The sequence below is a fragment of the Ruegeria alba genome (assembly GCF_022321465.1).
GTDB lineage: Bacteria > Pseudomonadota > Alphaproteobacteria > Rhodobacterales > Rhodobacteraceae > Ruegeria_B > Ruegeria_B alba.
The window spans coordinates 47,972-72,192 of the sequence record NZ_JAKOEM010000003.1; the positions used below are offsets into that span (position 1 = coordinate 47,972).

Here is a 24,221-nt window from a genome sequence, read left to right on the forward strand (position 1 = left end):
CGGCAAGATTTGAAGTCAAATCTTGCCTACAAGGTCTTTTTCAAGACCTTGTCCCGCGCCCGGCTCAACGCATCCGGCTGATTACCACCGTCACTTCCGGCTTCTTGCCGATCTCCGCCTGGGCAGTCTGGCGTGCGATGCGGCGCAGCGCCTCTTCCAACCGATCGTCGTCGCGCAGCGTCTTCTGGTTCGAGCGCATGAGGAACTGGTTCAGGTCCTCCTCCAACACATCGACCAGCGGCGCCTTGGAGCTGCCGATCTCGGGCAGACCCATGATGTCGCACCAGGGTTCGCCCAGCGGTTCGTCCTCTTCGTCCAGGATCACCGTGACCGTCACATGCCCGTTCAGGGCCATCCGGATCCGGTTGCGGATCACCCCGTCCAGCGCGCCCACCTGCACCGTGCCGTCAAGATAGGTGCGCCCGGTCTCGATATGGGCGGCCACCACGGGCGCATTGCCGCTGAGGTCCAGCATGGTACCGTTCACCGCCACCACGCCCTGACGCCCGCCCGCCTCGGCCACGCGCGCATGTTCGCGCAGGTGCCGGTGCTCGCCATGCATGGGGATCACCATCTGCGGATCGATCAGCGCATGTACCCGCTCCAGATCAGGTCGGTTGGCATGGCCCGATACGTGATACCGGCCCGAGCTGTCATCGACCACGTCAACGCCCTTTTCGCTGAGCTGGTTGATGATACGGATGACTTCCTTTTCATTGCCCGGGATGGTCTTGGACGAGAACAGGAACAGATCGCCCTCGGCCAGTTCCAGCCCGCGATACTTGCCGCGCGCCAGTTGGGCGCTGGCGGCGCGCCGTTCGCCCTGACTGCCGGTCACGATCAGCATCAGGTGATCGCGCGGGATGTCCTGCGCCTCTTCCGGGCTGATCACAGGCGGAAACTCGGTCAGCACGCCGGTTTCCATCGAGGCCTCGATCATCCGCCGCATCGCGCGACCGAGCAGCACCACCGAGCGCCCGGCCCGGGCGCCCGCCTCGGCCAGGGTCCGCACCCGCGCCACGTTAGAGGCGAAGGTGGTCGCCACCACCATGCCGGTGGCGCCCGCCACCAGTTTCTCGATCTCGGGGCCGACCTCGGATTCCGAACGGCCCGGATTGGGCGAGAACACGTTGGTCGAGTCGCAGACCAGTGCCCGCACCCCGCTTTTGCCCACCGAGCCCCACAGATCGGGATCAAAGGCCTCGCCTACCACCGGGTTGGGGTCGAGCTTGAAATCGCCGCTATGCACGATCCGTCCTGCCGGCGTGTCGATGACCAGCGCGGCGCTTTCCGGGATCGAATGCGACACCGGCAGGAACCCGACGGTAAAGGGTCCGGCCTGCACCTGCTCGGGCCAGGCCGAAACCGTCTGTACCGCCTCCTCGGGCAGGCCCAGTTCGGACATCTTGCGCCGGGCGATATTAGCGGAAAAGGCGCGCGCGTGGATCGGTTTGCGCAACTGGTCATAGGTATGGGCGACCGCGCCCACGTGATCCTCATGCGCATGGGTGATGAACACCGCCTCAAGCCGGTCGACATTCTCGCGCAGCCACGAGATGTCGGCCCAGATCAGATCCACCCCCGGCGTGGTGTCCATATCGGAGAAGGCAACACCGATATCGACCAGGATCAGCCGCTCCTTGCCCGGCTGGCCATAGCCATAGACATAGGCGTTCATGCCGATCTCGCCGGCGCCCCCCAATGGAAGGTAGATCAATCTCTCACGGCTCATACGGTTCCGTTTTCCTTGTTATAGCGATGGATCACGGTCAGCCCGTGCATCGTCAGATCGTCTTCGAAGATATCGAACAGAATTTCGCTTTGCTGAAACAGCGCCGCCAGCCCGCCGGTCGCGATCACCTGCATATCCCGGTCGCGTTCACCCTTGATCCGGGCGCAGATCTCCTTGACCAGACCGACATAGCCCCAGAACACGCCCGATTGCATGCAGGCCACTGTATTGGTGCCGATCACCGCCTGCGGCTTGGCGATATCCACATGCGGCAACGCCGCCGCCGCCATATGCAGCGCCTCGAGGCTGAGGTTCACGCCGGGCGCGATCACGCCACCCACATAGGCGCCATCGTCATCGACCACGTCGAATGTGGTGGCGGTGCCGAAATCGACCACGATCTTGTTTCCGCCATGCCGATCATAGGCACCGGCGGCATTGACCAGACGGTCGGGGCCGACGGCGGTGCCCGCATCGACGCGCGGTTGAACCGGCAACAGGCAGTCGGGCTTGCCCACCACCAGCGGACGGCAGCCAAAGAACCGGTCGGCAAAGACGCGCAGGTTGAACACCACACGCGGCACCGTGGACGAGATGATCACATCGGTGATGTCGGTCTCGATCCCGTAATGTTTGATCAGGGTGGAATACCAGGTGAAATAGGCATCCGCCGTGCGCGCGTGATGGGTCGAGGTCCTGAGCGTGCACAGGAATTTCTCGCCATCCCAGATCGAGAAGACGGTATTGGTATTGCCGCAGTCAATGGCCAGAAGCATGGCCCTGTCTCCCCTAGAAATAGACCTCTGCCGCCGGGATGCTGACCCGGCCCTGGGCGGTGTTTAGGACAAGGTTGCCGTCCGCGTCCACCGTTTCAAAGGTGCCCACGGTTTGCGACGTTGCGGTGCGGGCGGTGATCACCTCGCCCAGGCGCGCGGCGCGGGCCAGCCAGGCACTGCGGATGGGGGCAAAGCCATAGGTCAGGAATTGCGCCTCGTAGCGGGCAAAGGCGGCGGCCAGTTCGGTCAGGAACAACTCGGGCTCGACCTGCGCACCGGTCTCTGACAACAGCGAGACCGGGCGGACAGCGCCCGGCTCGACCGCATCGGCGCCGGGGGCATCGGCCAGGTTGACCCCGACACCTATGGCCAGGTGCGCCACACCACTGCCGTGGCCGGTGCTTTCCAGCAGGATACCCGCCAGCTTGCCGCCGTTCAGCAGCACGTCATTGGGCCATTTCAGCGACAGCCCCTCGGCCCGTCCGGTCACCGCCACACAGGCATCGAACAGCGCCAGCGCCGCGACAAAACTGCGCAGCGCGGCCTGCTTGGCCTCGCCCACCGGGCGCATCACCAATGTTGCCGCCAGATTGCCCTGCGCTTGCACCCAGGCCCTGCCCCGCCGCCCTCGGGCGGCGGTCTGGCGCCGCGCCATGATCCATTCCGGACCCGACAGCGTGGGCGCGATCCGGCTTGCCTCGTTCAGGGTACTGTCGACCTCGTCCAGCACCCGCTTGCCATAGCCTTGGGGCCAATCACTCATTGCGCAAAAAGGCCCGGTCCTAGGACCGAGCCCCCCTTTGTCGGTTGTGTTGCGGGATCAGTTGACAAGCGTCGCCGCCGCGGCGGCAGCCGCCCCTTCAACCCCGAACTGATAGAACAGCCCCACCAGCATCATCGCGGCCGACCCCATCAGCGCCACCCAGAGCACGGGCGAGGAATGGGTGTCGATCGGTTCCTCGTTCTCGGCGCCGAAATACATGTAGAACACGATGCGCAGATAGTAGAAGGCACCAATGACCGACGCGATGGCCGAGGCCACGACCAGCCCCATCAGCCCGGCATCGATACCGGCCTGCCAAACGCCCAGCTTGGCGAAGAAGCCCAGCATCGGCGGCACGCCCGCCAGGCTGAACATCAGGATCAGCACCGCCAGCGCCTTGCCCGGATCACGGCGCGAGAACTGGCGCAGGGCGTCGATATCCACCACCGGCTGGCCGTCCCGCTCCATCATCAGGATAAAGGCAAAGGTGCCCACGTTCATGGTGACGTAGATTGCCAGATAGACCAGCATCGCCTGAACACCCGCCTGGGTGCCCGCCGCCAGACCGATCAGGGCATAGCCCATATGCGCGATGGACGAGAACGCCATCAGCCGCTTGATGTTGCGCTGGCCGATCGCGGCAACCGCGCCCAGGAACATGCTGAGCACCGAGAGCACCACCAGAACCTGTTGCCAGTCGCTGACCGCGTTGCCGAAGGCATCGAACATCAGCCGCGCGAACAGACCCATCGCCGCCACCTTGGGTGCGGTGGCAAAGAAAGCTGTGATCGGGGTGGGCGAGCCTTCGTAGACGTCGGGGGTCCACATGTGGAAGGGCACCGCCGAGACCTTGAACGCCAGACCCGAGATCAGGAAGATCAGGCCAAAGAGCAACCCGATCGAGACCTCGCCGTGATGGGCGCTGGTCAGGATGCCCGAGAACAGCGTGGTGCCGGTATAGCCATAGACCAGCGACGCGCCATAAAGCAGCAGGCCGGAACTCAGCGCACCCAGCACGAAGTATTTCAGACCCGCTTCGGTCGATTTCACGCTGTCGCGACGCAGCGAGGCCACGACGTAGAGCGCCAGCGATTGCAGTTCGAGCCCCATGTAGAGAGACATCAGGTCGCCGGCGCTGACCATCATCATCATGCCGACAGCGGCCAGCGCCACCAACAGCGGATATTCGAACCGCAGCAATCCGCGCCGCGCCATGTAGTCCTGGCTCATCAGCAGAACGGCACCGGCCGACAGCAGGATCGCCACCTTGGCAAAGCGAGCAAACGCATCATCGACGAACATGCCGCCGAATGCCACGCGGGTGCCGCTGTCCTGGGTCGCGATCCAGATCGCCAGCACCGCCATCAGCGCCGCCGTGGCCCAGACCAGCGCCGGGCCCATCCCGTCCTTGGTCGTATAGACCGCCCCCAGCAGCGCCGCCATCGCATAGACCGCCAGAACGATCTCGGGCAGGATAATGTACAGATCAGCCTGGATCATGTTCCCAAAGCTCCCTTAATGCGATGCGACCTGGGTCGCGGTCTCGGCCGCGGCCAGGGCCGTGTCAAAGTTCGAAATCAGCGCGGCGGTCGACGGCCCGATGATATCGGTCACCAGCGCGGGGTAGACCCCCAGCAGGATGGTCATCACGATCAGCGGCGCAAAGATGGCGCGCTCGCGCGAGGTCATGTCGGTGATCGCCTTCAGGCTTTCCTTGATCAGGTCCCCGAACACCACCCGGCGATAGAGCCACAGCGCATAGCCCGCCGAGAAGATCACGCCCGAGGCGGCAACCGCCGCGACCCAGGTGTTCTTCTGGAAGGTGCCCATCAGGGTCAGGAATTCACCGATGAACCCGCTGGTGCCCGGCAGGCCGACATTTGCCATGGTGAACAGCATGAACACGCGGGCATAGGTCGGCATCCGGTTCACCAGACCGCCATAGGCGTCGATGTCGCGGGTATGCATCCGGTCATAGATCACGCCGACGCACAGGAACAGCGCCGCCGAGATGAAGCCGTGGCTGAGCATCTGGAAGATGGCCCCGTCGACACCCTGCTGGTTGGCGGCAAAGATGCCCATGGTGACAAAGCCCATATGCGCGACCGAGGAATAGGCGATCAGCTTCTTCATGTCCTCCTGCACCATCGCCACAAGCGAGGTGTAGACAACCGCGATGGCCGAGAGCCACAGGATCAGGTCGGTCATCACCTCTGCCCCCACGGGGAACATCGGCAGGCTGAAGCGCAGGAAGCCGTAGCCGCCCATCTTCAACAGGATCGCGGCCAGCACCACCGACCCGGCGGTCGGCGCCTGCACGTGCGCGTCCGGCAACCAGGTATGCACCGGCCACATCGGCATCTTGACCGCGAAGCTGGCGAAGAAGGCCAGGAACATCAGGGTCTGCGCCCCGCCCAGCACGTGCACGCCCAGCACGCTGAAGCTTTCGGACGAGAACTGATGCTTCATCAGCAGCGCGATATCGGTGGTACCGGCATCCACATACATGGACACCATCGCCACCAGCATCAGCACCGAGCCGAGGAAGGTATAGAGGAAGAATTTGAAGGACGCATAGATGCGCTCCTTGCCGCCCCAGATACCGATGATCAGGAACATCGGGATCAGCCCGGCCTCGAAGAACAGGTAGAACAGCACCAGGTCGAGCGCCATGAACACGCCCAGCATGAGCGTTTCCAAGAGCAGGAAGGCAATCATGTATTCCTTGACGCGGGTCGTCACCTCCCAGCTGGCCAGGATGGTCAGCGGCATGATGAAGGTGGTCAGCAGCACGAAGAGAACGCTGATCCCGTCAACGCCCATCTTGTACTTCAGGCCCATCAGCCATTCGGCCTCTTCCACCATCTGAAAGCCGGTGTCGGCCGGGTCAAAGCCGGCATAGATACCGATGGACACAAGGAAGGTCACGGTCGTCGCAAACAGCGCCACCCATTTGGCATTGCGCTGGGCTGCGGCGTCCTCGCCCCGCAGGAACACGGCCAGGATCGCCGCGGCCAGGGCCGGGATGAAGGTGACAATGGAAAGGATGTTGTCCATCAGTGTGCGCCCCCGCCGATCGACATCCAGGTGACCAGGGCAGCGATGCCCAGGACCATCCAGAAAGCGTAAGTGAAGATGTAGCCCGACTGAGCCTTGCCCGCGAGGCGGGTGAAAAAGGGCACCACGCCCATGGCGACGCCGTTCAGGAAGCCGTCGATCGTGCCGCCGTCACCGCGTTTCCACAACAGCCGGCCCAGGGCCAGCGCCGGGCGGACGAAGATGGCGTCGTAGATCTCGTCGAAATACCACTTGTTCTTGAGGAACAGGTAGAGCGGACGCTGATTGGCCGCCAGCCGCTTGGGCAGCTCGGGATTGACGATGTAGAACAGGTAGGCCAGCGCCAGACCCAGCACCATGGCGATGAAGGGCGAGACCTTGACCCATTTCGGAGCCGCGTGGGCATCGTCCAGCACATGGTTGTCGGGACCGAAGTAAAGCGCCCCCTCGCCCGGTGCCCCGGCAAAGGCTGCGTGATGCTCGCCCTCGCTCTTGCCATGCGTCGCGTCATCGCCGTGACCGGCGTCCGCGTTGCCATGGCTTGCATCGCTGCCACTGACCGTGTCGCTGTCCGAGGCGCCATGGGCCGCCTCCTGACCACCCGCAGCGGCCTCGGCCACCGGGATGCCGTAGAACTTGCCCACCTGATCGGCATGGCCAAAGAAGTTGCCGTACCAGATCATGCCTGCAAACACCGCGCCTAGGCTGAGCACGCCCAGCGGCACCAGCATCACCTTGGGGCTTTCATGGGCGTGGTCATGGGTATGCTTGTCGCCCCGCGCCTCGCCATAGAAGGTCAGGAAGATCAGCCGCCAGCTGTAGAACGAGGTCATGAACGCAGCGATCACCAGCAGCCAGAACCCATAGGCGGACCCACCCGCATAGGCGCTTTCGATGATCGCGTCCTTGGACAGGAACCCGGCAAAGCCGATGGTGGTCAGCGGGATGCCGACGCCGGTGATGGCCAGCGTGCCGATCATCATCGCCCAGAACGTATAGGGGATCTTCTTGCGCAGCGCGCCATAGTTCATCATGTCCTGCTCGTGATGCATCGCATGGATGACCGAACCGGCGCCAAGGAACAGAAGCGCCTTGAAGAACGCGTGCGTGAACAGGTGGAACATCGCCGCCGAATACATGCCCACGCCGGCGGCCACGAACATGTAACCCAGCTGCGAACAGGTCGAATAGGCGATCACCCGCTTGATGTCGGTCTGCACCAGACCCACGGTCGCGGCAAAGAACGCGGTGGTGGCGCCCAGCACGGTGATGAACCCGGCAGCCCCCGGTGCAAATTCGTAAAGCGGCGACATCCGGCAGACCAGGAACACGCCCGCCGTCACCATGGTTGCGGCGTGGATCAGCGCCGACACGGGCGTCGGGCCTTCCATCGCGTCGGGCAGCCAGGTGTGCAGGATCAGCTGCGCCGACTTGCCCATGGCGCCGATGAAGAGCAGCACGCCGATCACCTCGGCCGCGTTCCACTCACGCCAGAGGAAGGTCATCTGCGTCTCGGCCAGCGTCGGCACGGCGGCGAAGATGTCCGAGAAGTTGATGCTGTCGACCAGGAAGAACAGGGCAAAGATACCCAGGGCAAAGCCGAAGTCGCCCACCCGGTTGACGATGAACGCCTTCATCGCCGCCGCATTGGCGCTGGGTTTGCGATAGTAGAACCCGATCAGCAGGTACGAGGCGACGCCCACGCCCTCCCAGCCAAAGAACATCTGCACCAGGTTATCCGCCGTCACCAGCATCAGCATGGCGAAGGTGAAGAAGGACAGATAGGCAAAGAAACGCGGCTTGTAGCTTTCGCCGGTGCGCCATTGCGGGTCGTGATCCATGTAGCCGAAGCTGTAGAGATGCACGAGCGCCGAGACGGTGGTGACCACGATCAGCATGATCGCGGTCAGCCGGTCGAGGCGGATCGACCACGAGGTCGAGAGCGACCCGCTCTCGATCCAGCGCAGGATCTCGATCTGCTGGGTGTGCCCGTCAAAGCCCAGGAACACGATCCAGCTGAGCGCGCAGGCCAGGAACAAGAGGCCCGTGGCGGTCCACATGGCGGCTTTCTCGCCGATGAACTTCCAGCCGAACCCGCACAGGATGGCGCCCACAAGCGGGGCAAAGAGGATGGTTGTTTCCATGATCCCTTACCCCTTCATCACGTTGACGTCTTCGACGTCGATGGTACCGCGGTTGCGGAAGAAACAGACGAGGATGGCGAGGCCAATGGCCGCCTCGGCGGCAGCGACGGTCAGCACGAAGAGCGTAAAGACCTGCCCGACCAGATCGCCCAGGAACGAGGAGAAGGCCACAAGGTTGATGTTCACCGCCAGAAGCATCAGTTCGATGCTCATCAGCAGCACGATCACGTTCTTGCGGTTCAGGAACAGACCGAAAATGCCGATGACGAACAGCGTCGCCGCGACCGTTAGATAATGTTCAAGTCCGATCATTCGTCCATCCTGTCCTTCGCGCGGCACCGAAATCTTGCAAAGATTTCGGGCCGATTTTTTTGCAAAAAATCGGGTCGCTCACAGCCCCTGCCCCGGTTTCACATCCTTGAGTTCCATTGCCTTGGCAGGGTCGCGCATCATCTGAGCGATGACGTCCTGACGCTTGACGTCCTGGCGGTGGCGCAAGGTCAGCACGATCGCACCGATCATCGCCACCAGCAGGATCAGACCGGCAAGCTGGAACAGAAGGAAATACTGGTCATAGATGATGAGGCCCAGAGCCTCGGTATTGTGGCGATCCGCCGGCACCGGCTGGGCCAGATGTCCGGCAGCGCCCTCGGCGGTTTCCCAGGCGCCATAGGCCATTACGAACTGCATCAGGATCACCAGCCCGATCAGCAAGGCCAGCGGCATATAGCGCGCCATCTCGGCCTTCAGCTCGGCGAAATCCACATCCAGCATCATCACGACGAAGAGGAACAGAACCGCGACCGCGCCGACATAGACGATGACCAGCAGCATGGCCACAAACTCGGCCCCCAAGAGCACGAACAGCCCCGCCGAAGAGATGAAGGCCAGGATCAGCCACAGCACCGAATGCACCGGCTGGCGGCTGATCACCGTGAACAGCCCGCCAGTGATGGCGCTGATGGCAAAGAGGTAAAACGCAAACACGCTCATTGATCATCGTCCCCATTATCGCCCATGACCTCTTGCGCCAGGTTCAGCGCGCGAGTCATGGCGGGAATGCCGGCAAAGACCGACATCTGTCCGATCGTTTCCACGATCTCTTGTTTTCTCGCCCCCGCTTCCAGCGCGTGGCGCACAGTCTGGCGCACGGCGGTATCCGCCTGGGCGCCCTGGCAGGTCAACCCCGCCAGCGTCAGCAGCAGCCGGGTCCTGGCATCCAGCCCGTCCTTGTTGACGGTATTGCCGAACATCAGCTCCATCACCTCTTTGGGCATGGTGGGCCACATCGCCTCGAACCCCTTGAAGGCCTCGGAGGGAGAGAAATTCTCGAAGCCCGGGTTGACCGCTTTGGCCATGGCCTGGCTCTGCTCAATCAACTGTTCGAACAGTTTCGACATGTCGGTCATGCAACACCTCTTTTGGCTTGTGGTTTGCCCATCCCGACCTCGGCCAGAAAATACCCCAGGAACGATCCCGGATCGGCCTCGCGCTCTTCCATCTGACCGCGAATTCTGCTGCCCCAGAGATGCACCGCCCAGGTGCGCTCGCTGAAGGCACGCGTGGCTACCTCGTAGGGGTCCCAGAACTGGCTCTTGTTCGAATACTGGATCGGAAAGATCACATCCTCGGCCAGCGCCTCGCCGGTCCGGTTATGGATCTGCAACAGATGCCGCAGCACGAAGGGGCCGCTATAGCGGCGCGCATGCATCTGGCCGCGATGCATCGGCGTGTCAGTGCGGCGCAACTCGCGGATACGGGCATTGACCTGTGCGCCATAGAACGGCTGCGGCTCGGGGAATTCGTCTTCGACAGCGGCGATATAGTCGAGCAAGACCGGATCGTCGGGCGCGAAATACATTGTCGTGTTGGCGGGCAGATTGTCGTTGACCGCAAAGAACGAGCGTCGGATGTCCGGGAACCGGTCCGAAACGGGCAGGAAATCGCTGTCGACCCAGGCCATGTTTTCCTGCCGGATCATGTGCAGACGGAAGATATCTGCCGCCATGGCACCCGGCAGGGCGCGCGCGCCTTCGACGGCGCGGTCCGAGAGGTCCCGCTCCATCACCTCACGAGCATCCCGGAAGGGGATGTCCGAAGGCAGGTTTTCCGGTCTCTGATACCCGAACAGGGTCACATCCCAACCGGCCCGGACCATGTTCAGCATGCACATGGTCTCCATCCGCGGCAGGCGCGGGCCAAGCCAGAGCGTCCCCAGCGGCGGGGTCGTCTTGCCAGGGGCAATGGAAAGGGTATCCGGCAGGACGGGTTTCATCGGTAAGGCGCGTCCAGTTCCAGGTTGCGGGCGATCTCGGCCTCCCAGCGGTCGCCGTTCGACAGGAGTTTCTCCTTGTCATAGAACAGCTCTTCGCGGGTCTCGGTGGCAAACTCGAAATTCGGGCCTTCGACAATGGCATCGACCGGGCAGGCCTCCTGGCAGAAACCGCAATAGATGCATTTCGTCATGTCGATGTCATAACGCGTGGTCCGGCGGCTGCCGTCCTCGCGCGGTTCGGCGTCGATGGTGATCGCCTGCGCCGGGCAGATCGCCTCGCACAGCTTGCAGGCGATGCAGCGTTCCTCGCCATTGGGATAACGGCGCAGCGCGTGTTCACCGCGGAAACGAGGGGAAAGCGGCCCCTTTTCATGCGGATAGTTCACGGTCGCCTTGGGCGCGAAGAAGTATTTCAGCCCCAGCTTCATGCCGCCCCAGAAATCCTGAAGCAGGAAGTACTTGGCGGCGCGGGTATAGTCGATATTCGCCATGATCAGCCCCCCACGGTCCAGCGGGCGAAGAGGCCCCAGAACCAGTCGAATTTCGCCGCAAAGGCCACGAAGACCACCCAGACCAGGCTGAACGGCAGGAAGACTTTCCAGCCCAGCCGCATCAGCTGGTCATACCGGTAGCGGGGCGTGATCGCCTTGACCATTGCAAAGAGGAAGAAGAAGAACGCCATCTTGGCGACCATCCACAGCACCCCGTCGGGCAGGCCGGGAATGGGCGACAGCCAGCCGCCGAAGAACAACAGCGAAGTCAGCGCGCACATCAGGAAGATGGCGATATATTCCCCGGCCATGAACAGCAGGAAGGGCGTGGCGGAATATTCCACCTGATAGCCCGCCACCAGTTCCGATTCCGCCTCGGGCAGGTCAAAGGGCGGGCGGTTGGTCTCGGCCAGCGCCGAGATGAAGAACAGGAAGACCATCGGGAAATGCGGCAGCCAGTACCAGCCGAAAAAGCCCCAGCCGGTATCCTGCGCCCGCACGATATCGCCAAAGTTCATCGAGCCGGTCGACAGGATCACCCCGATGATGATCAGACCGATGGAGACCTCGTAAGAGATCATCTGAGCGGCAGACCGCAGCGAGCCCAGGAACGGATACTTCGAGTTCGAGGCCCAACCGCCCATGATCACGCCGTAAACCTCGAGCGAGGAGACGGCAAAGACATAGAGGATGGCGACGTTGATATCGCTCAGGACCCAGCCGTCGTTGAACGGGATCACCGCCCAGGCGATCATCGCCAGCACAAAGGAGGTCATCGGCGCGAGGATGAACACCGTCCGGTCGGCGCCGGCGGGAATGACCACTTCCTTGACCACGTATTTCAGCGCGTCGGCCACCGATTGCAGCAGGCCATAGACGCCCACCACGTTGGGGCCGCGGCGCATCTGGACCGCGGCCCAGATCTTGCGGTCGCCATAGACGAGGAAGAGAAGCGAGATCATCACGAAGGCAACGACCGCAAGCACTTGTGCCAGGATGATCAGGGCTATGCCGCCTGGGGTGTCAAAGAATTCAGCCATAGGTCCTCACACCGTGGGTATTCCGTTTTCGGCGCAGTGCGCGACCACGACTTCGGCGTCGATGGTCTTTGCCCCGCGCGGCAGGGATGGCGAGATGGTGTAAACAGCATCCGCCGCCCACACGCCACCCTTTTCATTCACATTCGTGCGCAAATGACGCGCAAAGCCGTAGCCCCGGATCAGGGCATATTGGGCCGCCGCGCATTCGGCATAATCGTCCAGATCGGCGGCGCTGCGTGCGCCGCTCATCCGCACCCCGAACTGCACCAGATCACCTTCCAGCAGCGCGGTTTCGACGCCCATGTATTGGGGCGCGAAACGCGACACCTGATCCTGCGCCGGGTCGGCGCAGGCCATCAGGGCCAGGGGCGATATGAGCGCGAGGCGGGTCATTCTGCGGCGATCTTCTCCGCCCGGCGCGCCTTGGCGGCGGCCGACAGTTCGGCCATCAGGGCGCTGGCCCGGGCAATCGGGTTCGAGAGATAGAAATCGTCCACCGCGTTGCGGAAGCTGGCCGCGCCCAGCGGGCCCTGTTCCAGCGCCTCGACCGTGTTTTCCGGCACCTGGTCGATCTGCGCCAGATGCGGCACCTCAGCCACCAGTGCCTGACGCAGCTGCGCCAGCGAATCGTAGGGCAACGTGGCGTCCAGCTCGGCGCTCAGCGCCCGCAGGATGGCCCAGTTTTCCTTGGCCTCGCCCGGAGCAAAGCCAGCGCGCATCGCCAGTTGCGGGCGGCCTTCGGTGTTGACGAACAAGCCGTTTTCCTCGGTATAGGCGGCGCCCGGCAGGATCACGTCGGCACGATGCGCGCCCCGGTCACCATGGCTGCCCTGATAGATAACGAATGCACCCGCGTCGATTTCGACTTCGTCGGCACCCAGGTTATAGATCACCTCGGCCCCGTCGATGGCGGCCTCGATGCCGCCCTCGGTCGCAGCCCCGATATCCATGGCCCCCACGCGGCCCGCCGCGCTGTGCAGCACCAGCAGGCCCGAGCCCGAGATTTCGGCCATCTTCTGCGCCGCGGCCAGAACCGCCAGACCGTCGGCCTCGCGCAGGGCGCCTTGCCCCACGATGACCAGTGTTTTCTTGTTCTCGCGGGTCTCGTCCGAAACGCCCTCGGCGATCATGTCGGCCAGCGCCTTACGGTCGGTGCCCGCATGGAAATAGTCATAGGTCAGATCGGCGGCGGGCCCGATCAGCGCCACTTCGGCGCCCCGGGTCCAGGCCTTGCGGATACGTGCGTTCAGCACCGGCGCCTCGTCGCGCGGGTTGGTGCCGATCAGCAGGATCATATTCGCGTCGTCGATATCCTCGATGGCGGCGGTGCCGACATAGGCGCCCCGATTACCGATCGGCAGGCGGGCATTGTCGACCCGGCATTCCACCTTGCCGCCCTGCCCTTCGACCAGCTGTTTCAGGGCAAACGCGGCCTCGACCGGGACCAGATCGCCGATCAGGCCAGCGAGTTTCTTACCCTTCATCGCCGCGGCGGCGGCACTCAGCGCCTCGGGCCAGGTCGCGGGCTTCAGCTTGCCATCGACGCGCACATAGGGGCGGTCGAGCCGCTGGCGGCGCAGCCCGTCCCAGACGAACCGAGTCTTGTCGCTGATCCACTCTTCGTTCACGCCGTCATGGTTGCGCGGCAGGATACGCATCACCTCGCGGCCCTTGGTGTCGACCCGGATGTTCGATCCCAGCGCATCCATCACGTCGATGCTCTCGGTCTTGGTCAACTCCCAGGGACGGGCGGTGAATGCATAGGGTTTCGAGGTCAGCGCACCCACCGGGCACAGGTCGATGATATTGCCCTGAAGGTTCGAATCCAGCGTCTGGTTCAGGTAGCTGGTGATCTCGGCATCCTCACCCCGACCGGTCTGGCCCATCTGGGTGATGCCCGCCACCTCGGTGGTGAAGCGCACGCAGCGGGTGCAGGAAATGCACCGGGTCATCGCGGTACCGACCAGCGGGCCCAGGTTCAGATCGTCCACCGCGCGCTTGGCCTCACGGAAACGGCTGAAGTCGACGCCATAAGCCATTGCCTGGTCTTGCAGATCGCACTCGCCGCCCTGATCGCAGATCGGGCAATCCAGCGGGTGGTTGATCAGCAGAAATTCCATCACACCTTCGCGGGCCTTCTTGACCATGGGCGAGTTGGTCTTGACCACCGGCGGCTGGCCTTCCGGCCCCGGGCGGAGGTCGCGCACCTGCATCGCGCAGGAGGCCGCCGGTTTCGGCGGACCGCCCACAACCTCGACCAGACACATCCGGCAATTGCCCGCGATCGACAGACGTTCGTGGTAGCAGAAGCGCGGCACCTCGATCCCGGCCACTTCGCAGGCCTGGATCAGGGTCATTGCGCCCTCGACTTCGATCTCGTGCCCGTCGATGTTGATCTTGCGGAGGTCAGACATGATCTAATTCGCCCTCAGTAGCGCGCCGATTGCGCTGTTGTTCGAAATTTCCAGCCGGCCCAGTCGGCACAGGTCGCCCGGCTTGTCATAGTTGAGGCCCAGTTCGGCCATGTACTTGCGCCCACGGTCGCGGAACCGTTCCTTTTCGACGTCGCTGTCCAGCACGGCGCGGATCTCGCTGTCGGAATAGCCCAACTCGTTGGCGCGGGCGCGCAGGCGGCGGATCTCGCCGATCCCCTTGAACAGGCGCCCGTCGATATCCTCGCAATTCTTGCGGATCTCGTTGGCCACCACGATGGTAAAGATACCGTCGGCGATCTCGGGCACCTCGCGCAGCGGCGGTTTGGCCGCAGCGGTCGAGGCGGCAACGGCCAGGCTGGCGGTGGCGGTCAGGATGGATTTGAACATGACATGTCCTTTCGGTCTGGAAGAACCAGACCGATGCATGCCGGGCCTGTTATGCAATAACAGCGCGCCCGACCGGCAGGGATATGCCGACCGTCCGCTCATGGCCGCTGACAGGTGCCTTGAAAGGTCATCTTGTCGCCCTCGATCCGCAGTTGCGCGGGGTCGCTGTCGGGGCCGACCTGCCAGTCGATCCTGGAGTTGCCGTAATTGGCGATACAGTACGAGACACCACCGTGCCGCCCCGCCTCGCGCGCGTCGTCAAAGGACTGGCTGACCTTGTCCACCGTCACCGTGAACACCGACAGCGTCGCCTTCTTGTCGACCGGCTTGGCCTTGACCGGAAAGTAATGCCCGCCGAACAGAAGCCGATTTTCGCGCTTGGTGCTGTTGCAGGCCGCCGTCACGGCAACCGCACCGATCAGCAGGGCCAGCGCGGCCCGTTGGGGGAAACGAGAGGCAGTGGGTTTGCTCATCGCGTTCACTCCGCTGCCATCGCGCCCATGCGGCCCGATTTCTGCGCCTTGATGCGATCCTCGATCTCTTCGCGGAAGTTGCGGATCAGGCCCTGGATCGGCCAGGCCGCCGCGTCGCCAAGGGCGCAGATGGTGTGGCCCTCGACCTGCTTGGTCACGTCCCACAGCATGTCGATCTCTTCCAGTTCCGCCTCGCCGCGCACCAGGCGGTCCATCACCCGCATCATCCAGCCGGTGCCTTCGCGGCAGGGGGTGCACTGGCCGCAGCTCTCATGCTTGTAGAACTTGCTCAGCCGCCAGATCGCCTTCACGATATCGGTGGATTTGTCCATCACGATCACCGCCGCCGTGCCCAGGCCCGAGCCCAGTTCGCCGCGCAGGTAATCGAAATCCATGATCGCGTCCTTCATCTTTTCCCCGCGCACGCAGGGAACCGAGGAGCCACCCGGGATCACGGCCAGCAGGTTGTCCCAGCCGCCGCGAATGCCGCCGCAATGGGTTTCGATCAGTTCCTGGAACGAGATCGACATCGCCTCTTCGACCACACATGGGTTGTTCACATGACCCGAGATGGCAAACAGCTTGGTGCCCGCGTTGTTCTGGCGGCCAAAGCCCGCGAACCATTCCGGCCCGCGCCGCAGGATGGTGGGCACAACAGCAATGGATTCGACGTTGTTTACCGTGGTCGGGCAGCCATACAGCCCCGCGCCCGCCGGAAACGGCGGCTTCATCCGGGGCATGCCCTTCTTGCCTTCGAGGCTTTCGATCAGGGCGGTTTCCTCGCCGCAGATATAGGCGCCCGCGCCGTGATGCAGATAGAGGTCGAAGTCCCAGCCCGACTTGGCGGCATTCTTGCCCAAGAGGCCCGCGTCATAGGCCTCGTCAATCGCGGCCTGCAGCGCCTCGCGCTCGCGGATGTATTCGCCGCGAATATAGATATAACAGGCGTTTGCGTTCATCGCGAAACTGGCGATCAGGCAGCCTTCGATCAGCGTGTGCGGATCGTGGCGCATGATCTCGCGGTCCTTGCAGGTGCCCGGCTCGGATTCGTCGGCATTGACCACCAGATAGGACGGGCGGCCATCGCTTTCCTTGGGCATGAAGGACCATTTCAGACCGGTGGGAAAGCCCGCGCCGCCGCGCCCGCGCAGCCCGCTGTCCTTCATCTGCTGGATGATCCAGTCCCGCCCCTTGGCGATGATGCCGGCGGTTCCGTCCCAATGGCCGCGTGCCATCGCGCCTTTCAGCGTGCGGTCGTGCATCCCGTAGAGATTGGTAAAGATCCGGTCCTGATCCTTCAGCATGCTTCCTGCCTACCTTTGGCTATCCTGACGCAGGCGCCAGAGTTGAAAAATGTTGATCACCGCATAGATGAAACCCGCAAGCGCTGCGAAATCTATCAGCAGCGCATACCGGCCCGGCAGCCCCAGCGCCGGACCGATGAACATCGACAGGACAAGCCACAGCACCATGGTCACGGCGATGACCAAGGCGATGTGGCGACCCTTGCGGGCAATGACCTGTTCCAGTTTCTCGTCCATGTTTCCAGTGCGCGCCACGGATCATGCCGTGGCGCTGTTTCCTTCGTATCGCCACGAGCCCTTGCGCGCGGCAAGTTCAGCTTCGCCCGGCAAGACCTTGGAAGGCTGAACCAATTTCATCTCTTCTTCTGCCTCGGGCTCTGCCACGGTCGCGACGGGCTCAGGCTCTGCCACGATCTCAACCGGCTCGGGCTCTGCCACGACGTTGACCACCTCAGGTTCTGCCATCGGCGCCGGCGCACTCTGGGCGACATCGGCACGAATGTCCTCGGCCAGATTGCCCCGCGCCTCGGCCTGCTGCGCGGCCGCGGTCATTCTGCCCCCCAGGTAGCCGCCCGCGGCAAAGGCCACCAGTCCGGCGACAACAGCTGTCACGAAGCTTGTCTGACCGAATACCAGGATCACACCCGCGACCACGAGCCCGCCATAGGCCGCCCGTTTCCAGACACGCGCCGTGTCTGCCGATTTGTCCGTTGAGGTCGTCATGATGTGGTCTCCCTGTTATCAGTTATTCGTCGTAAATTCCGTCCTTCTTCGCCCTTTTGGCAAATTCCGTTTCTTCGCCCGCTGCCAGTTGGCGGGCCTGATCGATCCAGCCGTCCCGTTCGATCCGGCCCTTGAACTTCAGCCGCGCATCGACCCAGGCAACCTGGGCCGGGGTCCAGGCGGCAATCTGGTCGAAATGATAGAATCCCAACTCGTTGAGCAGACCTTCGAGCTTGGGTCCCACACCCTTGAGCAGCTTGAGGTCATCGGCCCCACCTTCGCGCGCCGCGCTCAGCGTCAGCGGCTGTTCCTCGCCCGCCTCGTCGGTCGTGGTCTCGGCACCCTCGGCCTCATAACGCCATGTACCCTTGCGGCTGGCCAGTTCCTCCTGCCCCGGCAGTGCGGTCGAGGGTTTCAGCACCGGCTCAGCTGCGGGCTTGGGCGCAGGCTTCGTCTCGGCCTTGGGGGTCTGCTTGACCGCCGGTTTCGGCGCGGCGGGTGCGGGCGGCGGGCTGACCTTGCCCGCGCGGCTGGCAACCGTGCCATCCTTGCCGATCCAGGGGGTCAGCAGCGGCACCTCGGTGCCGTCGATCCGCTTGACCGTATCACCGATATCGGTGGCCAGTTGCACGCTGGCATTATAGCGGGTCTTGCCGCTGTCATATTCAGTCAGGCTGGTCAGACCCTTGAGAGGCTCGGACGCGTAACGCCCATTCTGCGGACCCGGAACCGGCACCTTGCCAGCGGCCAGCTCGTCCAGAAGCTCGCCGAACCGCTTGGCGGTCAGATCCTCGTAATAATCCTTGCCGATCTGCGCCATGGGCGCATTGGTGCAGGAACCGAGGCATTCCACCTCTTCCCAGCTGAACTTGCCATCGGCGGACAGGGTATGCGGTTTATCGGCGATCTTTTCCTTGCAGACCGCGATCAGATCCTCGGCGCCGCAGATCATGCAGGAGGTGGTGCCGCAAATCTGGATATGAGCCACGGTTCCAACCGGTTGCAGCTGAAACATGAAGTAGAACGAAGCCACTTCCAGAACCCGGATATAGGCCATGCCCAGCATGTCGGCGACGGCTTCGATGGCGGGCCGGGTCAGCCAGCCCTCCTGCTCTTGCGCGCGCCAGAGCAGCGGAATAACCGCGCTGGCCTGGCGGCCTTCGGGAAACTTGGTGACCTGCGCCTCGGCCCAGGCCTGATTGGCGGGCGTAAAGGCAAAGCTGTCGGGCTGTTCGGGATGCAGACGGCGTAGCATTGGTGTTCTTGTCCTTCTCGTTCCCGTTACGCGGCACAGGGCCCGGTGTTGATCCGGATGGAGTTCCCATCCCCCACCCGTTCGGCCTTGCCTCTCGACAGATAATTCGCGGTGATCGCCAGCGTCTGCTCGCGGCTCAGACCGGCCTGAAAATCGACCGCGCCATACTGACGCTCGTCCCGCAGCACGCAACCGACGCTGGCCACGGCATCCAGATAGTCGGCGCGCATTTCACCGGTGATCACGCCGGTGCTGCCCTCGCCCGTCGGCGCAACGTCACAAGCGGCCAGCGCGGCCAGCCCCATCATTCCGATCAAAGCGGATCGCATCGGGCTCATCTGTCGATCTCCCCGAACACAACGTCCATCGTGCCGATGATGGCGGCGACGTCGGCCAGTTGGTGGCCCTTGGCAACATGGTCCATCGCCTGAAGATGCAGATAGCCCGGCGCCCGGATCTTGGAGCGATAGGGTTTGTTGGTGCCATCGGCCACCAGATAGACGCCAAACTCGCCCTTGGGCGCCTCGACGGCGGCATAGACCTCGCCCGCGGGCACGTGGAACCCTTCGGTATACAGCTTGAAGTGATGGATCAGGCTTTCCATCGAGGTTTTCATGTCGCCGCGTTTGGGTGGGGTCAGCTTGCCGCGCGCCAGCACGTCGCCGGGGCAATCGCGCAGCTTGGCGATGGCCTGACGGATGATCGAGATCGACTGGCGCATCTCTTCCATCCGGCAGAGGTAACGGTCGTAACAGTCGCCGTTCTTGCCGACCGGTACCTGGAATTCGAATTCGTCATAACATTCATAGGGTTGTGCACGGCGCAAATCCCAGGCCAGGCCCGAGCCACGCACCATCACGCCCGAGAATCCGTATTGCAGGATCTCTTCCTCGTTCACCACGCCGATATCGCAGTTGCGCTGCTTGAAGATACGGTTCTCGGTCAGCAGGCCGTCGATATCGTCGAGCACCTTGGGGAAGGTATGGCTCCACGCCTCGATATCGTCCAACAGTGCGTCGGGCAGGTCCTGATGCACGCCGCCGGGCCGGAAATAGGCCGCGTGCAGACGCGCGCCACAGGCCCGCTCGTAAAAGATCATCAGTTTTTCGCGCTCTTCGAACCCCCAGAGCGGCGGCGTCAGCGCGCCCACGTCCATCGCCTGGGTGGTCACGTTCAGCAAGTGGTTCAGGATGCGCCCGATCTCGGAATACAGCACCCGGATCAGGCTGGCGCGGCGCGGCACCTCGACACCGGTCAGCTTTTCGATGGCCAGGCACCAGGCGTGCTCCTGGTTCATCGGCGCCACGTAATCGAGCCGGTCGAAATAGGGCAGGTTTTGCAGATAGGTGCGGCTTTCCATCAGCTTTTCGGTGCCGCGGTGCAAAAGACCGATATGCGGATCGCAGCGTTCGACGATCTCGCCGTCCAGCTCCAGCACCATCCGCAGCACGCCATGCGCCGCCGGGTGCTGCGGACCAAAGTTGATGTTGAAGTTGCGGATCTTCTGCTCGCCTGTCAGCGCGTCCTCGAAGCCCTTGCCGCCATCCATCATCTGTCTCTCCTGTCCGGGCGCCCTGCCCGGCTTGTCGTGTCGTACCGGCCCGTCGGGGCGCGGCCCATGCGGGCGTCAGCGACGCGCCCGCGCATTCCGTTTTGCCGTGGCCCGCACGCGGGCACGTTCTGCCTGCGCCGCCTTGGCCGCCGCCCCCGCCAGGGCCAGTCCCAGAGCCGCCAGCGCGGCCAGTTCCCCCAGGATCGTCAGCATGTCAGCGCCGCTCCATCTCTTGCAGCTTCATGGCCATGATCCACAGCAGCACGATGACCACCGGCGAGATCACGCAGGCAAAGGGCCAGTTCCGGTTGATCCCGAAATGCGGCAGCAGCTTGATCATCGGAATGATCGTCGCAGCCGCCAATGCAATCCAGATCAGGAACTCCATGGCTTAGCCCTCTTTCTTCTCGTCTCCCGGAAGGATGTAATCGGCGCCTTCCCAGGGGGACATGAAATCGAACTGTCGGTATTCCTGCACCAGGCTCACGGGTTCATAGACAACCCGCTTTTCCGCCTCGTCATAGCGGACCTCGGTATAGCCGGTGGTCGGGAAATCCTTGCGCAGCGGATAGCCCCGGAACCCGTAATCCGTCAGGATGCGGCGCAGGTCCGGGTGGCCGGTGAACAGGATGCCGAACATGTCGAACACCTCGCGCTCGAACCAGTTGGCCGAGGGATGCACACCGGTGATCGAGGGCACCATGTCATCCTCGCGGATCGAGACCCGCAGGCGAATACGCTGGTTCTGATACATGCTGAGCAGGTGATATACCACGTCGAACCGCTTGGCCCGTTCGGGGTAATCGACAGCGGTGATATCAACCAGCGTCGAAAAGCGGCAGCTGCTGTCCGAACGCAGGAAATCCACGAAATCGACCAGGTTCGACGGCGCCACATCGACGTTCAACTCGTCAAAGGTCACATCCCAGGACAGGATGCAGTCGGCGCGTTTCAGCTCCAGATGGGTGCCCAGTTCTCTGAGTGCGTCGCTCATTTGGCTCTCTCCTCAGCGCACGATGGTGCCGGTGCGGCGGATCTTGCGTTGCAACTGCAACAGACCGTAGAGCAGCGCCTCGGCGGTCGGCGGGCAGCCCGGCACGTAGATATCCACCGGCACGATCCGGTCACAGCCGCGCACCACGGAATAGCTGTAGTGGTAATAGCCGCCGCCATTGGCGCAGGAGCCCATCGAGATCACGTAGCGCGGCTCGGGCATCTGGTCATAGACCTTGCGCAGGGCGGGCGCCATCTTGTTGGTCAGCGTGCCGGCCACGATCATCACGTCCGACTGGCGCGGCGAGGCGCGCGGCGCGATGCCGAACCGTTCGGCGTCATAGCGCGGCATCGAGGTATGCATCATCTCGACCGCGCAGCAGGCCAGACCGAATGTCATCCAGTGCAGCGAGCCGGTGCGCGCCCAGTTGATGATGTCCTCGGTCGAGGTCAGCAGGAAACCCTTGTCCTGCAACTCGGCATTCAGGGCCTGGGTGGCGACTTCCTTGTCGACGCCCGCGGTGTTGGCACCCGTCATCACTGCCATTCCAGCGCCCCTTTCTTCCATTCATAGGCAAAGCCGATGGTCAGCACGCCCAGGAACACCATCATCGACCAGAATCCCACATCGCTCATGTCCTTGAAGCCGACGGCCCAGGGAAACAGGAAGGCGATCTCCAGGTCGAAGATGATGAACAGGATCGACACCAGATAGAACCGGACGTCGAATTTCATCCGCGCATCGTCGAATGCGTTGAAGCCGCATTCATAGGCGCTGACCTTTTCGGGATCGGGATTGCGGACCGCCAGCACGACGGCGGCGAGAATCAGGACAAGTCCAAGGCCAGCGGCGACGGCCAGAAACACCAGGATCGGGAGGTATTCCCGCAACAGCTCTTCCACGAGTGGCTCCTTTCCTGCGCGCCCGCCTCGGGACGCGCCGTCAATTGGCGTGTTGACTGGACCTTCTCTACCCGCGCCCGCTCAGAGGGTCAACTGAACGAACGCGTCCTGCCACGCATATTTCGACGCAGCAGGTATCGGTTTTCAGGCATATTTTCGGTCAGACACCGGTGATCGACAGGAGATCAAACCTAAGTGTTCCATGCAGGTTTGCGCTTGTCGAAAAAGGCGCCGATTCCCTCGCGGGCCTCATCCGTCTCCCAACGGTCGACCAGCGCCCGGATGGTGCGGTCGATGACCGCGTCATCGACGCGCGGCCCCAGATCGCGGATCAGCGCCTTGGCCGAGGCGACGGCGCCGGGCGCGCAGGCCAGATAGGGTGCGACCTCGGCCTCGATCGCGGCGGCGAGATCTTCGGCAGGCACCGCGCGGGCGAGCAGACCCAGTTCCACCGCTTCGGCGGCCCCGAAGAGACGCCCCGACATGAAGACCCGGCGCGCGCGCGCCTCGCCCATGCGGGCAATGACATAGGGGCCGATGGTGGCGGGGATGATGCCCAGCCGGGTCTCGGTCAGGCCCATCTTGAGCGTGTCGACACCGATCGCGATATCGCAGACGCTGGCCATGCCGACGCCGCCGCCAAAGGCGTTGCCCTGCACCGCGCCGATCAGCGGCTTGGGCAGGCTGTTGAGCGCCTGCAACATCTCGGCCAGCTTGCGCGCCTCGACAAAGCGGGTTTCGGCATCGGCGGCCATCTGCGCCTGCATCCAGCCCAGATCGCCACCGGCGCAAAAGCTTTTGCCCGCACCGGTCAGCACCACGGCCCGTACCGCGTCGTCAGCGGCCAGTTGCGCGGCAGCGGCGCTGAGATCGGCCAGCATCTGCGCCGACATGGCATTGTGTTTCTCCGCCCGGTCGAGCGTCAGGGTGGCGACCCCGCGCGCGTCGGTGTCGATGGTGATGGTTTCGTACATGACCTCTCCTTCAGAACCGTTTTCCGGCACGGAAAACGGGCCGGAATTCTTGCAGAATTCCGGGTCTCACCCGGTGCGCATGGCGCGCGCCATCTCTGCCGCTTCGGCGATCACATCCATGTCGAGCCCGGTCTGGTAGCCCAGCCGCTCCAGATGCGCGGCAACCGCCTCGGTCGCCACATTGCCCGCCGCGCCCGGCGCATAGGGACACCCGCCCAAGCCGCCCACGGCAGCATCGAAGACCCGCACGCCCAGCGCCAGCGAGGCGTCGATATTGGCCAGCGCCCGGCCCGCCGTATCGTGGTAATGCCCCGCCAGCCGCGAGACCGGCACCCGCTCGCGCACTGCCAGCAGCATGCGCGCGATCTTGTCCGGGGTCGCCTGCCCGATCGTGTCGCCCAGCGAGATCTCGTAGCAGCCCAGCGAGAACAGCCGGTCGGCCACTTCGGCCACCTTCTCGGGCGCCACCGCGCCATCATAGGGGCAGTCGGTCACACAAGAGACATAGCCCCGCACCGGCAGATCGATATGGCGCGCGGCCTCCAGGATCGGCTCGAACCGCGCGATGCTCTCTTCGATGGTGGCGTTGATATTGGCCTTGGAAAAGCCCTCGGACGCCGAAGCAAAGACCGCAATCTCGTCTGCACGCGCCGCCAGCGCATCCTCGTAGCCGCGCATGTTCGGGGTCAGCGCCGCATAGCGCACCCCCTCGGCGCGGGTGATCCCGGCCAGCACCTCGGCAGACCCGGCCATCTGCGGCACCCATTTGGGCGAGACAAAGCTGGCCACCTCGATCCGGCGGAACCCGGCCCGGCTGAGGCAATCGACCAGCGCCACCTTCTCGGCCACCGGTATCTCGCGTTTCTCGTTCTGAAGCCCGTCGCGCGGCCCCATCTCGAAGATTTCGACCCAATCGCCCATCGCCGCACTCCTGTCCCGTTGCG

The 24,221-nt window shown here is 63.5% G+C and carries 29 protein-coding genes; all 29 read right to left on the reverse strand.

The annotated features are described in order from the left end of the window. Positions 1-64: 64 nt before the first annotated feature. The gene (locus MB818_RS05875) at positions 65-1,732 is read right to left on the reverse strand and encodes a ribonuclease J (protein WP_234163046.1); all 1,668 of its coding nucleotides are present in this window, start codon (positions 1,730-1,732) and stop codon (positions 65-67) included. After that, complete coding sequence (locus MB818_RS05880; RefSeq protein ID WP_234138986.1) at positions 1,729-2,508, reverse strand: type III pantothenate kinase; 780 nt, start codon at positions 2,506-2,508, stop codon at positions 1,729-1,731. Before MB818_RS05880 ends, MB818_RS05875 begins: the two co-directional genes overlap by 4 nt. Before the next feature lie 13 nt (positions 2,509-2,521). Further along, positions 2,522-3,271 (reverse strand): biotin--[acetyl-CoA-carboxylase] ligase, encoded by a 750-nt coding sequence (locus tag MB818_RS05885; protein ID WP_234138985.1) that lies wholly within the window; start codon positions 3,269-3,271, stop codon positions 2,522-2,524. Between the two features lie 57 nt (positions 3,272-3,328). Further along, on the reverse strand, positions 3,329-4,771 hold the full coding sequence (gene nuoN, locus MB818_RS05890) for an NADH-quinone oxidoreductase subunit NuoN (RefSeq protein WP_234143510.1): 1,443 nt from the start codon (positions 4,769-4,771) through the stop codon (positions 3,329-3,331). Positions 4,772-4,786: 15 nt separating this feature from the next. Beyond that, positions 4,787-6,328, reverse strand: a complete 1,542-nt coding sequence (locus MB818_RS05895; RefSeq protein WP_234169454.1) for an NADH-quinone oxidoreductase subunit M — start codon at positions 6,326-6,328, stop codon at positions 4,787-4,789. Beyond that, entirely contained in the window at positions 6,328-8,472 is a 2,145-nt protein-coding gene (nuoL, locus tag MB818_RS05900) for an NADH-quinone oxidoreductase subunit L (protein WP_234217379.1), read from the reverse strand. The genes MB818_RS05895 and nuoL overlap by 1 nt, the downstream gene beginning before the upstream one ends. A gap of 6 nt (positions 8,473-8,478) precedes the next feature. Then, entirely contained in the window at positions 8,479-8,784 is a 306-nt protein-coding gene (gene nuoK, locus MB818_RS05905) for an NADH-quinone oxidoreductase subunit NuoK (RefSeq protein WP_011048465.1), read from the reverse strand. A gap of 78 nt (positions 8,785-8,862) precedes the next feature. Beyond that, a complete protein-coding gene (locus MB818_RS05910; RefSeq protein WP_234138981.1) occupies positions 8,863-9,465 on the reverse strand; it encodes an NADH-quinone oxidoreductase subunit J in 603 nt (200 codons plus the stop codon). Continuing rightward, the gene (locus MB818_RS05915; RefSeq protein ID WP_234138980.1) at positions 9,462-9,881 is read right to left on the reverse strand and encodes a carboxymuconolactone decarboxylase family protein; all 420 of its coding nucleotides are present in this window, start codon (positions 9,879-9,881) and stop codon (positions 9,462-9,464) included. The genes MB818_RS05910 and MB818_RS05915 overlap by 4 nt, the downstream gene beginning before the upstream one ends. Further along, positions 9,878-10,747 carry a hypothetical protein gene (locus MB818_RS05920; RefSeq protein WP_234138979.1) on the reverse strand — a complete coding sequence of 290 codons (870 nt, stop codon included), beginning with the start codon at positions 10,745-10,747 and terminating at the stop codon, positions 9,878-9,880. Before MB818_RS05920 ends, MB818_RS05915 begins: the two co-directional genes overlap by 4 nt. Continuing rightward, entirely contained in the window at positions 10,744-11,238 is a 495-nt protein-coding gene (nuoI, locus tag MB818_RS05925) for an NADH-quinone oxidoreductase subunit NuoI (RefSeq protein WP_234138978.1), read from the reverse strand. The genes MB818_RS05920 and nuoI overlap by 4 nt, the downstream gene beginning before the upstream one ends. A gap of 2 nt (positions 11,239-11,240) precedes the next feature. Next, positions 11,241-12,278, reverse strand: coding sequence for an NADH-quinone oxidoreductase subunit NuoH (nuoH, locus tag MB818_RS05930; RefSeq protein WP_234143507.1), 1,038 nt, complete (start codon positions 12,276-12,278; stop codon positions 11,241-11,243). Between the two features lie 6 nt (positions 12,279-12,284). Beyond that, positions 12,285-12,671, reverse strand: coding sequence for a YNQ4 family lipoprotein (locus tag MB818_RS05935; RefSeq protein WP_234163048.1), 387 nt, complete (start codon positions 12,669-12,671; stop codon positions 12,285-12,287). Continuing rightward, a complete protein-coding gene (gene nuoG, locus MB818_RS05940) occupies positions 12,668-14,692 on the reverse strand; it encodes an NADH-quinone oxidoreductase subunit NuoG (RefSeq protein WP_238904387.1) in 2,025 nt (674 codons plus the stop codon). The genes MB818_RS05935 and nuoG overlap by 4 nt, the downstream gene beginning before the upstream one ends. A 3-nt stretch (positions 14,693-14,695) precedes the next feature. Continuing rightward, positions 14,696-15,100, reverse strand: a complete 405-nt coding sequence (locus MB818_RS05945) for a DUF5333 domain-containing protein (protein ID WP_234219456.1) — start codon at positions 15,098-15,100, stop codon at positions 14,696-14,698. A gap of 98 nt (positions 15,101-15,198) precedes the next feature. Next, positions 15,199-15,573 carry a hypothetical protein gene (locus MB818_RS05950; RefSeq protein ID WP_234138973.1) on the reverse strand — a complete coding sequence of 125 codons (375 nt, stop codon included), beginning with the start codon at positions 15,571-15,573 and terminating at the stop codon, positions 15,199-15,201. A gap of 5 nt (positions 15,574-15,578) precedes the next feature. After that, on the reverse strand, positions 15,579-16,877 hold the full coding sequence (gene nuoF, locus MB818_RS05955) for an NADH-quinone oxidoreductase subunit NuoF (RefSeq protein ID WP_234138972.1): 1,299 nt from the start codon (positions 16,875-16,877) through the stop codon (positions 15,579-15,581). Positions 16,878-16,886: 9 nt separating this feature from the next. Further along, the gene (locus tag MB818_RS05960) at positions 16,887-17,114 is read right to left on the reverse strand and encodes a DUF5337 domain-containing protein (RefSeq protein ID WP_044028549.1); all 228 of its coding nucleotides are present in this window, start codon (positions 17,112-17,114) and stop codon (positions 16,887-16,889) included. Positions 17,115-17,135: 21 nt separating this feature from the next. Beyond that, entirely contained in the window at positions 17,136-17,600 is a 465-nt protein-coding gene (locus MB818_RS05965; RefSeq protein WP_238904389.1) for a hypothetical protein, read from the reverse strand. Between the two features lie 22 nt (positions 17,601-17,622). Continuing rightward, positions 17,623-18,855 carry an NADH-quinone oxidoreductase subunit E gene (locus MB818_RS05970; RefSeq protein ID WP_234183181.1) on the reverse strand — a complete coding sequence of 411 codons (1,233 nt, stop codon included), beginning with the start codon at positions 18,853-18,855 and terminating at the stop codon, positions 17,623-17,625. 26 nt (positions 18,856-18,881) lie between these two features. After that, positions 18,882-19,193, reverse strand: coding sequence for a hypothetical protein (locus MB818_RS05975; RefSeq protein WP_238904391.1), 312 nt, complete (start codon positions 19,191-19,193; stop codon positions 18,882-18,884). Next, positions 19,190-20,404, reverse strand: coding sequence for an NADH-quinone oxidoreductase subunit D (locus tag MB818_RS05980; protein ID WP_234139054.1), 1,215 nt, complete (start codon positions 20,402-20,404; stop codon positions 19,190-19,192). Before MB818_RS05980 ends, MB818_RS05975 begins: the two co-directional genes overlap by 4 nt. Before the next feature lie 78 nt (positions 20,405-20,482). Further along, positions 20,483-20,620 carry a hypothetical protein gene (locus MB818_RS05985; RefSeq protein WP_234138967.1) on the reverse strand — a complete coding sequence of 46 codons (138 nt, stop codon included), beginning with the start codon at positions 20,618-20,620 and terminating at the stop codon, positions 20,483-20,485. A 1-nt stretch (position 20,621) separates the two neighbouring features. Beyond that, positions 20,622-20,795: a hypothetical protein gene (locus MB818_RS05990; protein ID WP_238904393.1), complete on the reverse strand. Its 174-nt coding sequence runs from the start codon at positions 20,793-20,795 to the stop codon at positions 20,622-20,624. A gap of 3 nt (positions 20,796-20,798) precedes the next feature. Further along, positions 20,799-21,401 (reverse strand): NADH-quinone oxidoreductase subunit C, encoded by a 603-nt coding sequence (locus tag MB818_RS05995; protein WP_234143498.1) that lies wholly within the window; start codon positions 21,399-21,401, stop codon positions 20,799-20,801. A gap of 12 nt (positions 21,402-21,413) precedes the next feature. Beyond that, on the reverse strand, positions 21,414-21,947 hold the full coding sequence (locus MB818_RS06000; RefSeq protein ID WP_030003237.1) for a NuoB/complex I 20 kDa subunit family protein: 534 nt from the start codon (positions 21,945-21,947) through the stop codon (positions 21,414-21,416). Beyond that, positions 21,938-22,303 (reverse strand): NADH-quinone oxidoreductase subunit A, encoded by a 366-nt coding sequence (locus MB818_RS06005; RefSeq protein WP_011048485.1) that lies wholly within the window; start codon positions 22,301-22,303, stop codon positions 21,938-21,940. The genes MB818_RS06000 and MB818_RS06005 overlap by 10 nt, the downstream gene beginning before the upstream one ends. 191 nt (positions 22,304-22,494) lie before the next feature. After that, a complete protein-coding gene (locus MB818_RS06010) occupies positions 22,495-23,277 on the reverse strand; it encodes a crotonase/enoyl-CoA hydratase family protein (protein WP_238904396.1) in 783 nt (260 codons plus the stop codon). A 66-nt stretch (positions 23,278-23,343) separates the two neighbouring features. Further along, entirely contained in the window at positions 23,344-24,198 is an 855-nt protein-coding gene (locus tag MB818_RS06015; RefSeq protein WP_234138963.1) for a hydroxymethylglutaryl-CoA lyase, read from the reverse strand. Positions 24,199-24,221: the final 23 nt, after the last annotated feature.

Excerpts from the sequence above, each read along its gene's own strand:
- MB818_RS05895 (WP_234169454.1), bottom strand. The coding sequence starts at position 6,328 with ATGGACAACATCCTTTCCATTGTCACCTTCATCCCGGCCCTGGCCGCG.
- MB818_RS05980 (WP_234139054.1), bottom strand. The coding sequence starts at position 20,404 with ATGGATGGCGGCAAGGGCTTCGAGGACGCGCTGACAGGCGAGCAGAAG.
- nuoH (WP_234143507.1), bottom strand. The coding sequence starts at position 12,278 with ATGGCTGAATTCTTTGACACCCCAGGCGGCATAGCCCTGATCATCCTG.
- MB818_RS05960 (WP_044028549.1), bottom strand. The coding sequence starts at position 17,114 with ATGGACGAGAAACTGGAACAGGTCATTGCCCGCAAGGGTCGCCACATC.
- nuoN (WP_234143510.1), bottom strand. The coding sequence starts at position 4,771 with ATGATCCAGGCTGATCTGTACATTATCCTGCCCGAGATCGTTCTGGCG.
- MB818_RS05935 (WP_234163048.1), bottom strand. The coding sequence starts at position 12,671 with ATGACCCGCCTCGCGCTCATATCGCCCCTGGCCCTGATGGCCTGCGCC.
- nuoL (WP_234217379.1), bottom strand. The coding sequence starts at position 8,472 with ATGGAAACAACCATCCTCTTTGCCCCGCTTGTGGGCGCCATCCTGTGC.
- MB818_RS05880 (WP_234138986.1), bottom strand. The coding sequence starts at position 2,508 with ATGCTTCTGGCCATTGACTGCGGCAATACCAATACCGTCTTCTCGATC.
- MB818_RS05970 (WP_234183181.1), bottom strand. The coding sequence starts at position 18,855 with ATGCTACGCCGTCTGCATCCCGAACAGCCCGACAGCTTTGCCTTTACG.
- MB818_RS05950 (WP_234138973.1), bottom strand. The coding sequence starts at position 15,573 with ATGAGCAAACCCACTGCCTCTCGTTTCCCCCAACGGGCCGCGCTGGCC.
- MB818_RS05875 (WP_234163046.1), bottom strand. The coding sequence starts at position 1,732 with ATGAGCCGTGAGAGATTGATCTACCTTCCATTGGGGGGCGCCGGCGAG.
- MB818_RS05915 (WP_234138980.1), bottom strand. The coding sequence starts at position 9,881 with ATGACCGACATGTCGAAACTGTTCGAACAGTTGATTGAGCAGAGCCAG.
- MB818_RS05985 (WP_234138967.1), bottom strand. The coding sequence starts at position 20,620 with ATGCTGACGATCCTGGGGGAACTGGCCGCGCTGGCGGCTCTGGGACTG.
- nuoK (WP_011048465.1), bottom strand. The coding sequence starts at position 8,784 with ATGATCGGACTTGAACATTATCTAACGGTCGCGGCGACGCTGTTCGTC.
- MB818_RS05990 (WP_238904393.1), bottom strand. The coding sequence starts at position 20,795 with ATGGAGTTCCTGATCTGGATTGCATTGGCGGCTGCGACGATCATTCCG.
- MB818_RS06015 (WP_234138963.1), bottom strand. The coding sequence starts at position 24,198 with ATGGGCGATTGGGTCGAAATCTTCGAGATGGGGCCGCGCGACGGGCTT.
- MB818_RS05920 (WP_234138979.1), bottom strand. The coding sequence starts at position 10,747 with ATGAAACCCGTCCTGCCGGATACCCTTTCCATTGCCCCTGGCAAGACG.
- nuoF (WP_234138972.1), bottom strand. The coding sequence starts at position 16,877 with ATGCTGAAGGATCAGGACCGGATCTTTACCAATCTCTACGGGATGCAC.
- MB818_RS05975 (WP_238904391.1), bottom strand. The coding sequence starts at position 19,193 with ATGAGCCCGATGCGATCCGCTTTGATCGGAATGATGGGGCTGGCCGCG.
- nuoI (WP_234138978.1), bottom strand. The coding sequence starts at position 11,238 with ATGGCGAATATCGACTATACCCGCGCCGCCAAGTACTTCCTGCTTCAG.
- MB818_RS05995 (WP_234143498.1), bottom strand. The coding sequence starts at position 21,401 with ATGAGCGACGCACTCAGAGAACTGGGCACCCATCTGGAGCTGAAACGC.
- MB818_RS06010 (WP_238904396.1), bottom strand. The coding sequence starts at position 23,277 with ATGTACGAAACCATCACCATCGACACCGACGCGCGCGGGGTCGCCACC.
- MB818_RS05965 (WP_238904389.1), bottom strand. The coding sequence starts at position 17,600 with ATGACGACCTCAACGGACAAATCGGCAGACACGGCGCGTGTCTGGAAA.
- MB818_RS05910 (WP_234138981.1), bottom strand. The coding sequence starts at position 9,465 with ATGAGCGTGTTTGCGTTTTACCTCTTTGCCATCAGCGCCATCACTGGC.
- MB818_RS05945 (WP_234219456.1), bottom strand. The coding sequence starts at position 15,100 with ATGTTCAAATCCATCCTGACCGCCACCGCCAGCCTGGCCGTTGCCGCC.
- nuoG (WP_238904387.1), bottom strand. The coding sequence starts at position 14,692 with ATGTCTGACCTCCGCAAGATCAACATCGACGGGCACGAGATCGAAGTC.
- MB818_RS05885 (WP_234138985.1), bottom strand. The coding sequence starts at position 3,271 with ATGAGTGATTGGCCCCAAGGCTATGGCAAGCGGGTGCTGGACGAGGTC.
- MB818_RS06000 (WP_030003237.1), bottom strand. The coding sequence starts at position 21,947 with ATGGCAGTGATGACGGGTGCCAACACCGCGGGCGTCGACAAGGAAGTC.